Below are 13,487 nucleotides of genomic sequence, written 5' to 3'. Positions count from 1 at the left end.
GAGCTTATGCTCACCAGTTTTCTTCCACCCCTAGCTAAAAACCTGACTGAACCCGCTTCGATTGCTCTAGCCCAAAGCATCGAATGCCAAGGTATTCCTACCCCCCTATGCTTACAGGCGATCGCGACAGCCTATGTTCATCAGGGCAGTGGTGGCACTCCGATTTTGTTACTGCACGGCTTTGACAGCTCTGTTTTTGAGTTTCGTCGGCTTCTGCCCCTTCTAACGGCCCAATCTGAAACCTGGGCTGTGGATTTATTAGGATTTGGATTTACCGATCGCACGGCAGGCCACCCCTTTAGCCCCACGGCCATCAAGACTCACCTCTATTCCTTCTGGAAAACTCTGATCAATCAGCCTGTGATTTTAGTAGGCGCTTCGATGGGAGGAGCCGCTGCTATAGATTTCACGCTCGCCTACCCCGAATGCGTGCAAAAGCTGGTACTGATTGATAGTGCAGGCTTTAGAAGTGGGCCAGCCTTGAGCAAGTTTTTAGTAGCACCCATAGCCCATCTGGCCGCAGGAATTCTCCGCAGTCCTAAAGTTCGCGATCGCATTAGCCGCACCGCCTACTACGACCCCACCTTTGCTTCTCCAGACGCTCAACTCTGTGCAGCCCTACACCTCGAAGTACCTGGTTGGCGTGAGGCACTTGCTGCTTTTACTCAAAGTGGCGGTTATGGTTCTTTCAGCAACAAAATAGCGCATATTCAGCAGCAGACGCTGATTTTGTGGGGAGAGGCTGACAAAATCCTGGGAACTAAGGACGCCACTCAATTCCAGCAGACGATCGCTAACAGTAAGCTTGTTTGGATTCCCGAATGTGGTCATGTGCCACATTTAGAAAAGCCTCAGCTTACTGCCCAATATATTCTTGAGTTCGGTCAAGTTAAGTCTGGCCAGATCTAATTTGGGCAGGCATAAAGTGCGATCGCGGCCGTACTAATCTAGCGACCTGATCATCTCCAAGAGACTTCAGACAGGCGCACTAGCTAGCCAGTCAAAAACTTGTTCTAGTTGCTCCAGGGAAATGAGGCCGTATTGCCAAAGGATAATGGGCAGCGAACCAGATTCCTGCTCACATCGTCGTAGAGCCAGCGACATGGAAGCAGCAGAAACTGCGAGTTCGTCTTGCAGAAAGTTAATGAGTTGAGCTTTACTGCGTCCGGTTTCAATCATGGAATATTCACCTCCTTTCCTGGCAACAGTTTTGGTTGAGTAATTTTGAATCAAGCTGTATCTAAGCGCTTGCTGTTAGGACAAGTTATCACTTTTGGTGCCAAACAGATCACTTGTCTTTAAACTCTATGTTGAAGCTTTATAGTAATGAGCAATCTTGATGAAATACCGATTACTGATTGAGCGATCGCAAGTTGATATCTTAAAACAGGTGAAGACAATAGAACAGTAAGCCGACTATTCTCTACTGAAATTTTACAGTTTGCAAAATTATCTTAAAAGTTAATGATGTAGCGCTATTGTTCCTCAAAAAATAGTTGTGGCCATTATCCTACAAATGGACAACAAATGGTGCCTCATCCGACTGAACTACCTGACTAGGTGATTGTAGAAAGGATCAAAGCGATTAGTATTAGGCACAGAGCAGTTCTAAATGATTTATGAAGTTGGCGAGTTGTGAGAGGCACACTCTATTTAAGAATTGCTCTATTACATTTCCAGCTAACAGAGAGTTTTGGCTGGAGAAACTTAATCAATTGCGCCAGTGTAGGATAAGTAGCTGTACTCAGTGGCGACAGCAGTGAGAGGACGCCTGATTATTTTTACGCGTTACCCTGAACCTGGCAAAACAAAAACGCGACTGATTCCGGCGTTAGGGCCAGAGAGAGCGGCGATTTTGCAACAGCGCATGACAGAACATACATTGGCGCAAGCCCAACTGCGCCAGGTAAGTTCACCCATTGATTTAGAGGTGCGATTCACAGGCGGTAATGTCGGCCTGATGCGATCCTGGTTAGGACACGATTTGGCTTACCGATCGCAAGGTAAAGGAGACTTAGGACAACGGATGGCCCAGGCTTTTCAATCTGCTTTTCGAGCCGGGATGCAGCGCGTGGTGATTGTGGGAATTGACTGCCCCGATTTAGATGCGATCATTCTCGGCAAAGCATTTCAGGAATTACAGCAGCATGATCTAGTATTAGGCCCTGCTACCGATGGCGGCTATTACTTGATTGGTTTGCGGCAATTTGTTCCAAAATTATTTCAAGGCATTACCTGGAGCACCGATCGCGTCTGGGAGCAAACGATCGCGATCGCCCGGCAGCACAGTTTATCGGTTGGCTCTTTACCGCCTCTAGATGATATTGATCGCCCTGAAGATTTAGCGATTTGGGAGCGAGTCAGCCAATCATCTATTGCTCAGCTCGGTAACGAGAAAATCTCGATTATTATTCCGGTACTCAACGAAGCCGCCGCGATCGCCCAAACTTTAACGGCGGCTCAGCGGGCGACAAATGCAGAAATTATTGTGGTGGATGGTGGGAGTCAAGATGAGACAGTAGCGATCGCGCAATCACTGGGAGCCAAGGTAATCACGACTGCCCCAGGCCGCGCTCAGCAGATGAATGCTGGGGCAAAGGTTGCAACAGGAGAAGTGTTGCTGTTTCTGCATGGAGACACGCTTTTACCTGCTGATTTTGCTACTCAAATTCAGCAAGCTTTAATTTCCCCAGGAGTGATCGCTGGAGCGTTTGCCCTCAGTATTAATAGTGCATTACCAGGAATACGGCTGATTGAGCGGTTAGTGAATTGGCGATCGCGCTACGGACAAATGCCTTACGGCGATCAAGCTATGTTTCTCCGAGCCAAGACGTTTCAGCAAATGGGTGGTTTTGCTGATCTGCCAATTATGGAAGATTTTGAGCTGATGCAACGGTTGAAGCAAAAGGGGGCGATCGCGATCGTTCCTGAGCCAGTTATCACCTCTGGTCGCCGTTGGGCAAGACTCGGCGTGCTCCGAACCACACTGCTCAATCAACTGATAATTTTGGCTTACTTTTTGGGAGTACCGCGCGATCGCTTAGCTCGGTGGTATCGCTCCCATTAAGTCAAAGCATAAAGCTAATCTAACCGCACGCTAAACGTATTTCTGACGTTACACTGACCAGAAGTAGTCATTCACCACAGCGAATTTGTGGGTTCAGGTAGGGCTGAGAAAGTCCATCTAACCAACAAAATTAACCGGGTGAAATCGTAGCCATGAGCTACTGAGGTCAGATCACGAGAGAGGGTTTCTGTGAGTTATCTTGAATCAGTTGCACAGTTTTATAGTGAAGTTGCAGAAACGCCACAGGTGGGGCTTTGCTGTGTGCAAAGTAGCCCCTTGCAACTGCCTGGTCTAAACATTCCTGGCAAGATGCAGGAGATGAACTACGGTTGTGGGACCACCGTACATGCAACAGAACTAGCAGGTAACCCCACTGTTCTTTATGTCGGGGTGGGGGGTGGTTTAGAGGCACTGCAATTTGCCTACTTCTCTCGCCAGCCCGGAGCGGTGATCGCGGTCGATCCGGTTGAGATGATGCGGGAAGCGGCTCGCCAAAATCTACAGATGGCTGCCCAAGAAAATGACTGGTTTGACCCTAGCTTCGTGGAAATTCGGGAAGGAGATGCTTTTCATCTACCCGTTGCCGATACTTCTGTAGATGTAGTGGCCCAAAACTGTCTGTTTAATATTTTTGAACCTGCCGATCTAGCTAAAGCACTTCAAGAAGTTTATCGAGTCCTGAAACCGGGTGGTCGTCTCTTGATGAGTGATCCGATCGCCACGCGGTCCATTCCAGAGCATCTACAGCAAGATGAGCGTCTACGGGCTATGTGCTTATCTGGAGCCTTAACTTATGAACGCTATGTTCAGCATCTTGTCCAGGCTGGCTTTGGGCAGGTAGAAATTCGGGCGCGTCGTCCTTACCGTCTGCTCGATCGCCAAAGCTATGGCTTAGAGGAACATCTCTTATTAGAAAGTCTCGATTCAGTTTCCTTTAAAGTGTCAATTCCGGATGATGGAGCCTGCATTTTTACAGGGAAAACCGCCATCTATACGGGGTTAGAACCCTTTTTTGATGACCAAGCAGGGCACGTATTACAACGCGGTCTTCCCGCAGCCGTATGCGACAAAACCGCTGCCAAACTTGCAGCTACCATTCCGGATGTGATTGTGACTTCATCCACTTGGCACTATGACGGTGGTGGTTGCTGTTAGGTGGATTGTTAGGGACAAGCCTCATGCTTTTGTTTGTACTATTTCTAGCTACTTGCTTTCTTGCGTATTCCAATGGAGCCAATGACAACTTCAAAGGAGTTGCTACTCTATTTGGCAGCAAAACCACCAGCTACAAAGTCGCGATCGCTTGGGCTACCCTAACGACATTTTTAGGATCAATCTGCTCAATTTTTTTAGCGGCGACCCTACTCAAAAACTTTTCTGGTAAGGGGCTAGTGCCTGATGCGATCGCCAGTGCCGCTGACTTTCACTTAGCTGTAGCTTTAGGGGCAGGAATCACGGTCATCCTAGCCACTCTCACCGGATTTCCTATTTCTACCACTCATGGGTTAACGGGTGCCTTAGTAGGTGCTGGGTTAGTCGCGATCGGTAGCCAGGTAAATTTTGGTGCCCTAGGAAGCTCGTTTTTGCTGCCTTTATTGGTCAGTCCTGTCTTGGCGATCGTGCTGGGAAGTTTATTATACGGGCTGTTTCGGACTTTGCGAGTAACCCTTGGCATTAAAAAAGAATGGTGTTTGTGCGTGGGAGAGACTCAGCAGGTGATTCCGATTCCGCAACCAGATGCCACGAATCTGCTCAAGTGTGTGACAACCACCGACATTGCGGTAGATTCTTTGGACCGTTGTACGCAGCGTTATACAGGTAAGTTTCTAGGGGTAAGAAGTCAACAACTGATTAATGCCCTCCACTTTGTCAGTGCTGGGACGGTTAGCTTTGCTAGGGGCTTGAATGATACACCTAAAATCGTCTCCTTGCTGTTGGTCGGGCAAGCCTTCTCTGTGCAATGGGGCATGCTGGCAGTTGGCTTAGGAATGGCAATCGGTGGCTTAATCAACGCTAAAAAAGTTGCCATCACAATGAGCCAAAAAATTACCAACATGAATGCGGGACAAGGTTTCTCTGCCAATTTGGTTACAGCCGCCCTAGTGATTGCTGCGAGTCGCTATGGCTTACCTGTATCAACGACGCATGTTTCAGTGGGTTCAATTTTTGGCGGTGGTTTAATTTCTCGCCAAGCGAACTGGCGGGTGTTTTATCAAATTCTGCTGTCTTGGATTTTAACTTTACCGATCGCAGCCTCTATTAGTGCAGGAAGTTATTTGCTGCTCCATCGATAGCTTGACGAATCACTCCCTAATGACGGGTTGTGAGTATGTCTACTGTTGCGATCGCTTAGCTCAGGAAACTTTACAGGAAGAGAGGATGATTCAATCACAATCAAGTTCTAAAACCGTGACTCCTTTCGCGCAAAAGCTGGGTGCTCCCCTCACTAAGCAACCGATCAACGTCCTCCAAATTAATTTAGGCAGGCGTTGCAATCTAGCTTGTAGTCATTGCCATGTAGAAGCGGGGCCAAAACGCACAGAGGAACTGACAGCAGAAGTTTGTCAGCAATTAATTGAAGTGATTCACTGCTTCCCTCAAATTAAAACCGTTGACCTGACGGGTGGGGCTCCAGAGATGAACTATGGCTTTCGGCCTCTAGTCGAAGCGGCAAGAGCGACAGGCAAAGAGGTGATTGTGCGCTCTAACCTGACCATCTGTTTTGAGCCAGGATTTGAAGATTTGCCTGAATATTTTGCTCAACATCAAGTCAGAATAGTGGCTTCCCTACCCTGCTATCAAGCAGACAACGTAGATAAAATGCGGGGCAATGGGGTTTTCGATCGTTCTATTCAAGCTCTACAAAAGCTCAATCAATTGGGATATGGCGACAACCCCAACTTAATTCTGGATTTAGTTTATAACCCGCCAATTCCGACCACTGAGAAGTTCTCGCTCACACCTAATCAACAGAAACTAGAGCAGGATTATAAAACCTATCTCAAAGAGCAGTTTGGAATTCAATTCAACCAACTATTCACAATCACCAACCTGCCCATTGGTCGAACTAAGTTTCACCTAGAGCATCGTCATCTGCATCAGCCTTATTTGCAGTTTTTAGAAGACAACTTCAACCCTGCTACTTTAGCCAATTTAATGTGTCGCAACGAACTCTCAATTGATTATTTAGGCAATATTTACGACTGCGATTTTAACCAAATGGAAAACCTGCCTGCTAGAACTGGCGCTGGAGAAATGTTGACCGTCGCAAAGCTACTGGAAGCTGGGACTCTAGATGTAATTGAAGCTGTCCGTACTGCCAATTTCTGTTATGGTTGTACCGCTGGAAGTGGATCTAGCTGTGGCGGAGCCTTAGTGTAACTGATTCAAAAGCCGAGTTATAGTTGAAAACCGTAGGAATAAATAGCTATAGGCCCAACAGTTAAATAGGAGTCCAGACCTTGAGCCGTTCTATGGTAAAGCCTATCTTTAGCTTGATCCAACGCCGCCCTTGGCCCCTAATTCCTGTGCTAGGTATGGTGCCGCTCGTGAGCATTTTGTTGATCAGCCAAAGTCGCCAAAGTGCCCCAGTCGCTCAAGAAACTTCAACAGTCGTTTCGGCTTCAGCGACTGCCAATCTTGCAGTTCCATCTCCCACTACAACGCCAACTGTTGCTAAGAGTGTCGTAAAAACGCCGACTGCCTCTCCCAAAAAACCTACTCAGAAATCTGTAAGTCCTGCCAAGTCAGCCGCCAAAACTAGTCCTGCCTCTGCCGCTAAAAATCCCAAACCACAAGCTAAAGCTAAGTCTACGGCTCCTGCCAAGCAACAGAACACTTCTAGCCAGGCTAGTGCAGCACCCATCAGTGCTAGTGCCGCAGAGAGATTGGCAGCCGCTAAGTCCTCCACAGCAATCGATAGTGTGCTGGAGATCCAGGTGGCGATCGCAGTAGAAGCTAACTCTTTAGCTGTCGGCACCTCAACACCTGGAGTTATTCTAGACACCAATGGTCAAGTGCTCCGGGAGCTACCTGCCGAATCTGCTTATACTGCTCAGCTCGATGGATCAGGCATCACCTTAAATTCATGGCAGCTTCCCAGTGCGGTTTATATTGAACCCACAGAAGGAGGTTTGGTTTATGTTGGCGATCGCTGGTACCGGGGCCGTTTGCTGCTGATGGTGCGACCTAGCGGTTTGTTAGCCGTGAACCATGTTCTATTGCGAGATTATCTCTACAGTGTGGTTGGCGCTGAGGTTTCTCCGAGTTGGCCGATGGCGGCTCTGAAAGCTCAAGCGATCGCGGCCCGCTCCTATGCTTTGACTTATTATTTCAAGCCTGCAACCGACTTCTATCACATAGGAGATGATGAACAGTACCAAGTCTATGCGGGTGCCGAAAAAGAAGCGAACAGGACTTATCAAGCGGTGAACGAAACTGCGGGAGAATTTATTAGTTATCGCGGTGGGATTGTAGAGTCGCTCTATGCCGCTTCTGATGACATTGTGATTGATGCACATGGGGGCCGAGGAATGAGCCAATTAGGAGCCTTGAAGTTGGCGGAAGAAGGATATGATTATCGCCAAATTTTAGGCACCTACTACCCAGGCACAGGACTCGCCCGAATCGAAGTAGATCAAGAATAAAGAGCTATAGCTCCCCTTCTTTGGTAAAGAAGGGGAGCCATACAGAAGGGGAGCAAAACTCAAAATCCCCCTCCGTTGCGGAGAGGGACCGGAGAGATCAACTCAAGTTGGAAACTGTGATAAGTATTTGCTTCGTTCTCTTTAAGAATTAGCGGGTAAAGAGTTGTCCGTTGTTTGGGTAGCAGCGGCAGCTAGTTTCTCTTCGTTTTTGCGGCGGATCTTGGCATAAAGCTGGATTGTGGCAGCCATTGTAACCACTAAGCCGACCACTACCCAGGCTGTAGCATCGGTGGGTAAGCTGTTTTTGAACACTGCCAGCATCACAATCACGACTAGCAGCAGCGTTGGGGCTTCATTTAAGGCTCGCAACTGCCGACTGTTCCACTTGCATTCCCCCTTACCCAATTGTTTGAGCAAGCGACCACAGTAATGGTGATAGACCAACAGAATGGCGACGAATCCCAACTTGAAGTGCAGCCAGCGATCGTGTAACAGATCCGGTTGGGTATAGAGCATGCCGAGCGCCATTGCCACTGTCACCGCCATTCCCGGCGTGGTGATGATGTTATATAGGCGCTTTTCCATCAAGGCATACTGCTCCTGCAAGATGGAACGAGCGGGTTCTGGCTTTTCTTCGGCTTCTACGTGGTAGATGAATAAACGCACTAAATAGAAAAGTCCGGCGAACCAAACTACGACGCCAATAATATGAAATGCTTTAAACCAGAAATAAGCCATGAATACAATTCTCCCAAACAGCCTCATAACCAGAGTATCCGTTACAGTATGCCACTGGCCGAGCTGCTGACAAGTTGTTTGGCAAGTAAATTAACGAGCTGTAGTAGTGGAGGCAAAACCCACAACCATCAAAATTATTACTAATTTAATGATGGTAAAACTGCCGAAAGTCTTCGTCTTCGCTGCTGAGCTGCACCCATTCCAGCCCTAGTACCCGCAATTTTTCGACTAAGCGAGCACAGGCAGGGCGTTCGGTGGCGTAGTGCCCAGCGTCAATCAAAATTAGGCCGCGATCGCGACTTTCTTGAAACTGGTGAAACTTGCAGTCCGAAGTCAGGTAGGCTTGCGCTCCCGTCTTGACCACAGCGGAAATATAGCTCGCGCCAGAACCTCCCAAAACGGCTACCTTTTGAATTGATTGATGCAGATCAGCCGTGGGCGAAAAAATCAACTCAGGGGGCGCAAGCTGAGTTTGAATCCGGGCGAGCAAATCTTGTAAGGAAAATGCTGGTTCAAGTAAGCCGACTCGTCCGTAACCAAAGCCATTTTGCGTCGGCACAATCGGGACAACCTGAGCCAAATCCAAAACTTCGGCTAGGACATCTGCCGTACCATGATTCACTTGGTCAAAGTTAGTATGGGCCGTGTAAATGCCAATTTGGTGGGTGAAGGCTAAGCGGGCCATATCCCCGATGGGGTCGCCTTTTTTTAGCGATTTCAGGGGGCCAAAGATTAACGGATGGTGGGCAAAGATTAAGCTGACTGGAATTCCGGCATGTTGGAGGGCGATCGCCTCATGCATGACGCTGAGCGTGGGGGTGAGGCAGACTAAAACGTAGGCGGGTTGATCGAGAACTCCTGGCTCTACTTGCCAGCCACAGTTATCCCAACTTTCCTGCCAACTTGGATTGGCCCAAGCTTCAAACCAGGTAATTAAATCTGCAACTTTCATCCCACTTCAGCCACCGACATTCTGCACCCAACCTAGCACGAGACCGCTTGGATATTAATTCAGGCGAAGCTCTACCCAAACTAATCTAGACTAATCTAGCCCACGGTTCTAGATTCCCTTTTGCAGCCAATCTTCTCCGATGCGAATAGTGAGGTCAGATTCTAAATCTCCGGTGGAAGTGGCTTCAATATTACCGAGTCCGATCGCTTTTTTGAGGACTGCTGCCCCTTCTAAGTCACCTTGCTGCACAATGATTTGGGTTTGGCGTTGATGATCAGGCCAGTCTTGCACAATGTAAACGTTAGGGAAACCCTGGTTTTCTAGCAGCTGAGCTACACGGCTACCTAGGTCGGGCTGGCCAGAGGCATTTTGGATAGCAATTCTTAGGCCTTGGGGAGCGCTATCGGAAGCCAAGCGATATTGGTTGTCTAGGGCTAACCCGCTGGAGTCGATTTTGAAAAACTCTCGCATGACGCGATCGCGCCCCCGATCGTCCATGAGCCAGTAGCTGGCAATGTATTCATCGGCTTGGCTAAAGCGACCGGGTAGCATCACCATCTTGAGTTGGTCGCGCTCTAAGTTGAGACCAAAGCCGATGAGAGATAGCATTTCCTCTAGGCTGAGGTTGGTGTCAATGTACTTCCGCATGATGCGAATCGCCTTGGGGAGGCGCGGCAGCACACTAGGACTGGTGAGGCGATCGCGTAGAGCTTTGATTAAGGCTTGCTGGCGTTGAACTCGGCCAATGTCACCATATGCATCGTTGCGAAAACGCGCAAAGCCCTCGGCTTGTTCCCCATTTAAGGTTTGCCAGCCCTGCGCCAAGTCGATTTTTAGCTTTTGGGTTTGGTCTACATAAGCCATTGGCGTAGGCACGAAGACATCAACACCGCCCAGCAAATCCACAATCTCGCGGAAAGCATCGGTGCTGACGCGAACGTAGCGATCAATTGGGACATCATTTAAGGTGCGACTAACCACCCGCGCAGTTAGAGCAGGTCCACCACTAGCATTGGCTTGGTTAACTTTGGTGATCCCAATTCCCGGAATCTCCACCTGGGTATCTCTGGGAATCGAGAGCATGCTGACTGATTGAGCTTTGGGGTCAACATGCAGCAGCAGCATGGTGTCGCTACGACCGTCAAACACTTCTGAGGAATTACCCGTCACCCCAGGAACGCGATCGACCCCCATCACCAAGATGTTGACTGGCCGAGACACTTTGTACTGTAGCCCTTTCTGCCACAGGTTATTCAGAGATACGTTTTGCTCTTCTGGAGACGAAGACGGCGCTAAAGGAGTCAGCAAAGCCACACTTGCACCAATCGACGCAGAGACGGTGGTCGTTAAAACGAAGGCAAAACTCCAAAAGAGGCGTTTGGCCAGGGTAGTACGTTGGGACAAAGGTGCAGTTACGACCGGGTTGGACATGGGCGATTCAAATGGAGTGACTGGCGGAGAGAAACCTACCGATTCTTCCGTGCCATCGGGTTGTTGCAATTTGGAATTGCTGGTAGATTGTTCCACTCCTTCTATCACCTTTCCTTCACCCGAACAACCGGATTTTACGTGTGTAGTTTTGTTAATTTAACGCGATTATACCCCTACTACTGTTATTTCTCGGTAACAAAATAGGCATTTATCGCAATTCTCTACTACGTGATGGTCCGGAAGTATTGCGTGGAATGTACGCTAGGGGGCTAGCCCAAAGCTCTTACCGACCCCAGCTTACTCCGCTCCGTCGTGGGGAAATAGAGAGTTTGTGCCCTAGGCAATCGCCTAGAAGCAGATTCATCAATTTTAGGTAATTACTTTTATTTCTTTGTAGAAAATTAACACAATCTCCCTAGCCTTTGAAGCGTCAGGCTGATGGAGAGGATTTATTTGAGCAGTCACCCTACCGCTTAGAGAAAAACTATTAGAGCGAAACTATACAACCTTAGGATCTTCTTCCTCTTCAACTTGGGCGATCGGCCAAGGGGTAGGTAAGGTGTCAAACGAATCTGTTTCAGACAAGTTGGCTCGACCAAGAGGTTGAGTTTTGGTCATACCAAGCCGTTTCTTAAGGGATCTGATTAAACGTGCGAGCATTTAGCTCTCCGCAATTGAGTATGTGCCATCCTAATGATTATCTGCCGTCTACTCGTCTACTTAGCGGTAGAGGCTAACCCTAGATCTGGGGAGGTAGATTGGTAGAACTGAGACTCAGGGGTGGAATCCCTACTTAGGTAGTCGTACTCTCTGGCTGATAATAAAGTGGACGATCGCCACAATGTTAGATGAGATGGCAAGCAGGTTTTACTAACTCTTTTATTTGCGTCTAGCAACGCTGACATAGAAGCATGCAAACTACAGATGATCTCCAGAAACTGTTAAATATTTTGCCTTCGGAGATTCAACAGGTTTTAGAACAACATTCAGAGTGCGATCGCTTAGTTGAAGTCGTTTTAGACTTAGGGCGGCGACCAGAAGCCCGGTTTCCGCACCAAGCCGAGTATCTTTCTGAGCAGGTAGTGACTCGGGCTCAAATTCAGGACTGCATCGATCGCGTAGGCGACTTTGGGGGAGATAACCGCGCCGGAATTGAGCAAACCTTGCACCGGATCAGCGCCATCAGAAACCGCTCTGGTGAGATTGTTGGCCTCACTTGTCGGGTAGGTCGTGCCATTTTCGGTACGATCGCGATGATTCGAGATCTGGTGGAAACAGGCCAGTCAATTCTGATGTTGGGTCGTCCAGGCGTGGGCAAAACCACAGCCTTGCGAGAAATTGCGCGAGTTCTGGCAGATGACTTGAATAAGCGGGTGGTGATCATTGATAGCTCCAATGAGATTGCTGGAGACGGAGATATTCCTCACCCTGCGATCGGTCGCGCTAGACGCATGCAGGTGGCTCGTCCTGAACTGCAACATCAAGTAATGATCGAGGCGGTGGAAAACCACATGCCAGAGGTGATCGTCATTGATGAAATTGGTACAGAACTCGAAGCTTTGGCTGCTCGTACGATCGCGGAAAGAGGCGTGCAACTCGTAGGGACTGCTCACGGTAATCAGATCGAGAACTTGATCAAAAACCCAACCCTTTCCGATCTGGTGGGTGGGATTCAGTCCGTGACGCTGGGAGATGAAGAAGCTAGGCGTCGAGGTAGTCAAAAGAGCGTCTTGGAGCGCAAAGCTCCCCCGACTTTCGACATTGCCGTGGAGATGCTAGAGCGGCAGCGTTGGGTTGTGCATGAAACGGTGGCAGATACGGTAGATGCTTTACTCAGAGGTCGTCAACCGAGCCCGCAAGTCAGAACTATCAGTGACGAAGGTCAGGTCACCATTACCCGAGAAGTGCCCAGCCTATCGCCTGTAAGACGACCCAATGCGCCTGCGGCAAATGACTCATTTAGCAAAACCAGTCGTCAAAGCACAGGACAGCTTCTGCCTTTTCCGCAAAATCTATCTAGAAGCAGGAACTTAGCAGAAGTTGATCGTGAGTTGTCGCCAACAGAGGCTCTAGAGCTATCGGGCCCTCAACCGCTACGGCTTTACCTTTACGGGACAGGTCGTCAGCAGTTGGAACAGGTGATCAGCATGCTGAACTTACCAGTTGTTCTGGTTGAAGGGTTGGCAGAAGCCGAAGCGATCTTAGCGTTGCGATCGCACCTGAGAAAGCATGCCAACCTACGTCACCTAGCCCAAGCGCACGACATCCCAATCTATGCCATTAAGTCCAACACAACTCCTCAAATTACCCGCACGTTACGCCAAGTGTTGGGGATGCCAGGGCTAGAAGCGATCGCTGAACCGGATTTTGATCTAGCGGCTGACAGAAATGATGAGGGCGATGAAATGGATGCGCTGGAGGAAGCCAGATTAGCAGTAGAGCAAATTGTGCTACCGAAAGGTCAGCCTGTGGAGTTGCTGCCTCGCGCAGCCCATATCCGTAAGATGCAACATGAGCTGGTGGAGCATTACCAACTCCAGTCCAGCAGCTTTGGCTCAGAACCGCATCGTCGCTTACGCATTTATCCCGCCTAATACCAACGTAACCCGGGAGTCATAGAAATGGGTGGTCCTTAGCGATCGCCCATTTTTTT

11 protein-coding genes are annotated in these 13,487 nt (G+C 48.9%); 7 read left to right on the top strand and 4 right to left on the bottom strand.

All coding sequences use genetic code 11. From position 1 onward, the window contains the following. Window positions 1–6: 6 nt before the first annotated feature. A complete protein-coding gene (locus tag H6F90_RS05015; protein ID WP_190550782.1) occupies window positions 7–909 on the top strand; it encodes an alpha/beta fold hydrolase in 903 nt (300 codons plus the stop codon). 66 nt (window positions 910–975) lie between these two features. Here the strand turns inward: H6F90_RS05015 and H6F90_RS05010 are convergent, their stop codons facing one another. After that, window positions 976–1,179 carry a DUF2949 domain-containing protein gene (locus tag H6F90_RS05010; protein WP_190437468.1) on the bottom strand — a complete coding sequence of 68 codons (204 nt, stop codon included), beginning with the start codon at window positions 1,177–1,179 and terminating at the stop codon, window positions 976–978. 568 nt (window positions 1,180–1,747) lie between these two features. Between H6F90_RS05010 and H6F90_RS05005 the strand changes: the two genes are divergently transcribed. From H6F90_RS05005 to H6F90_RS04985, 5 genes are all read left to right on the top strand, one after another. Next, window positions 1,748–3,067, top strand: a complete 1,320-nt coding sequence (locus H6F90_RS05005) for a TIGR04283 family arsenosugar biosynthesis glycosyltransferase (RefSeq protein ID WP_370587950.1) — start codon at window positions 1,748–1,750, stop codon at window positions 3,065–3,067. 189 nt (window positions 3,068–3,256) lie between these two features. Then, on the top strand, window positions 3,257–4,222 hold the full coding sequence (arsM, locus tag H6F90_RS05000) for an arsenosugar biosynthesis arsenite methyltransferase ArsM (protein ID WP_190550780.1): 966 nt from the start codon (window positions 3,257–3,259) through the stop codon (window positions 4,220–4,222). A 23-nt stretch (window positions 4,223–4,245) separates the two neighbouring features. Beyond that, window positions 4,246–5,361: an inorganic phosphate transporter gene (locus H6F90_RS04995; protein ID WP_190550778.1), complete on the top strand. Its 1,116-nt coding sequence runs from the start codon at window positions 4,246–4,248 to the stop codon at window positions 5,359–5,361. Further along, window positions 5,330–6,448, top strand: a complete 1,119-nt coding sequence (gene arsS, locus H6F90_RS04990) for an arsenosugar biosynthesis radical SAM (seleno)protein ArsS (RefSeq protein WP_370587949.1) — start codon at window positions 5,330–5,332, stop codon at window positions 6,446–6,448. The genes H6F90_RS04995 and arsS overlap by 32 nt, the downstream gene beginning before the upstream one ends. A 92-nt stretch (window positions 6,449–6,540) precedes the next feature. After that, on the top strand, window positions 6,541–7,713 hold the full coding sequence (locus H6F90_RS04985) for a SpoIID/LytB domain-containing protein (protein WP_190550776.1): 1,173 nt from the start codon (window positions 6,541–6,543) through the stop codon (window positions 7,711–7,713). Window positions 7,714–7,854: 141 nt separating this feature from the next. Here the strand turns inward: H6F90_RS04985 and hemJ are convergent, their stop codons facing one another. From hemJ to H6F90_RS04970, 3 genes are all read right to left on the bottom strand, one after another. Next, entirely contained in the window at window positions 7,855–8,451 is a 597-nt protein-coding gene (gene hemJ / locus H6F90_RS04980) for a protoporphyrinogen oxidase HemJ (protein WP_190550774.1), read from the bottom strand. Window positions 8,452–8,596: 145 nt separating this feature from the next. Continuing rightward, on the bottom strand, window positions 8,597–9,403 hold the full coding sequence (locus H6F90_RS04975) for a Nif3-like dinuclear metal center hexameric protein (protein ID WP_190550772.1): 807 nt from the start codon (window positions 9,401–9,403) through the stop codon (window positions 8,597–8,599). A gap of 108 nt (window positions 9,404–9,511) precedes the next feature. Then, window positions 9,512–10,942: an LCP family protein gene (locus H6F90_RS04970; RefSeq protein ID WP_370587948.1), complete on the bottom strand. Its 1,431-nt coding sequence runs from the start codon at window positions 10,940–10,942 to the stop codon at window positions 9,512–9,514. Window positions 10,943–11,745: 803 nt separating this feature from the next. Between H6F90_RS04970 and H6F90_RS04965 the strand changes: the two genes are divergently transcribed. After that, window positions 11,746–13,428 carry a R3H domain-containing nucleic acid-binding protein gene (locus tag H6F90_RS04965; RefSeq protein WP_190550770.1) on the top strand — a complete coding sequence of 561 codons (1,683 nt, stop codon included), beginning with the start codon at window positions 11,746–11,748 and terminating at the stop codon, window positions 13,426–13,428. Window positions 13,429–13,487 lie beyond the last annotated feature (59 nt).

The sequence above is a fragment of the Trichocoleus sp. FACHB-591 genome (assembly GCF_014695845.1).
GTDB lineage: Bacteria > Cyanobacteriota > Cyanobacteriia > FACHB-46 > FACHB-46 > Trichocoleus.
The sequence above is the reverse complement of the archived record's forward strand: the minus strand, read 5'-3'. Positions and strand labels throughout refer to the sequence as shown.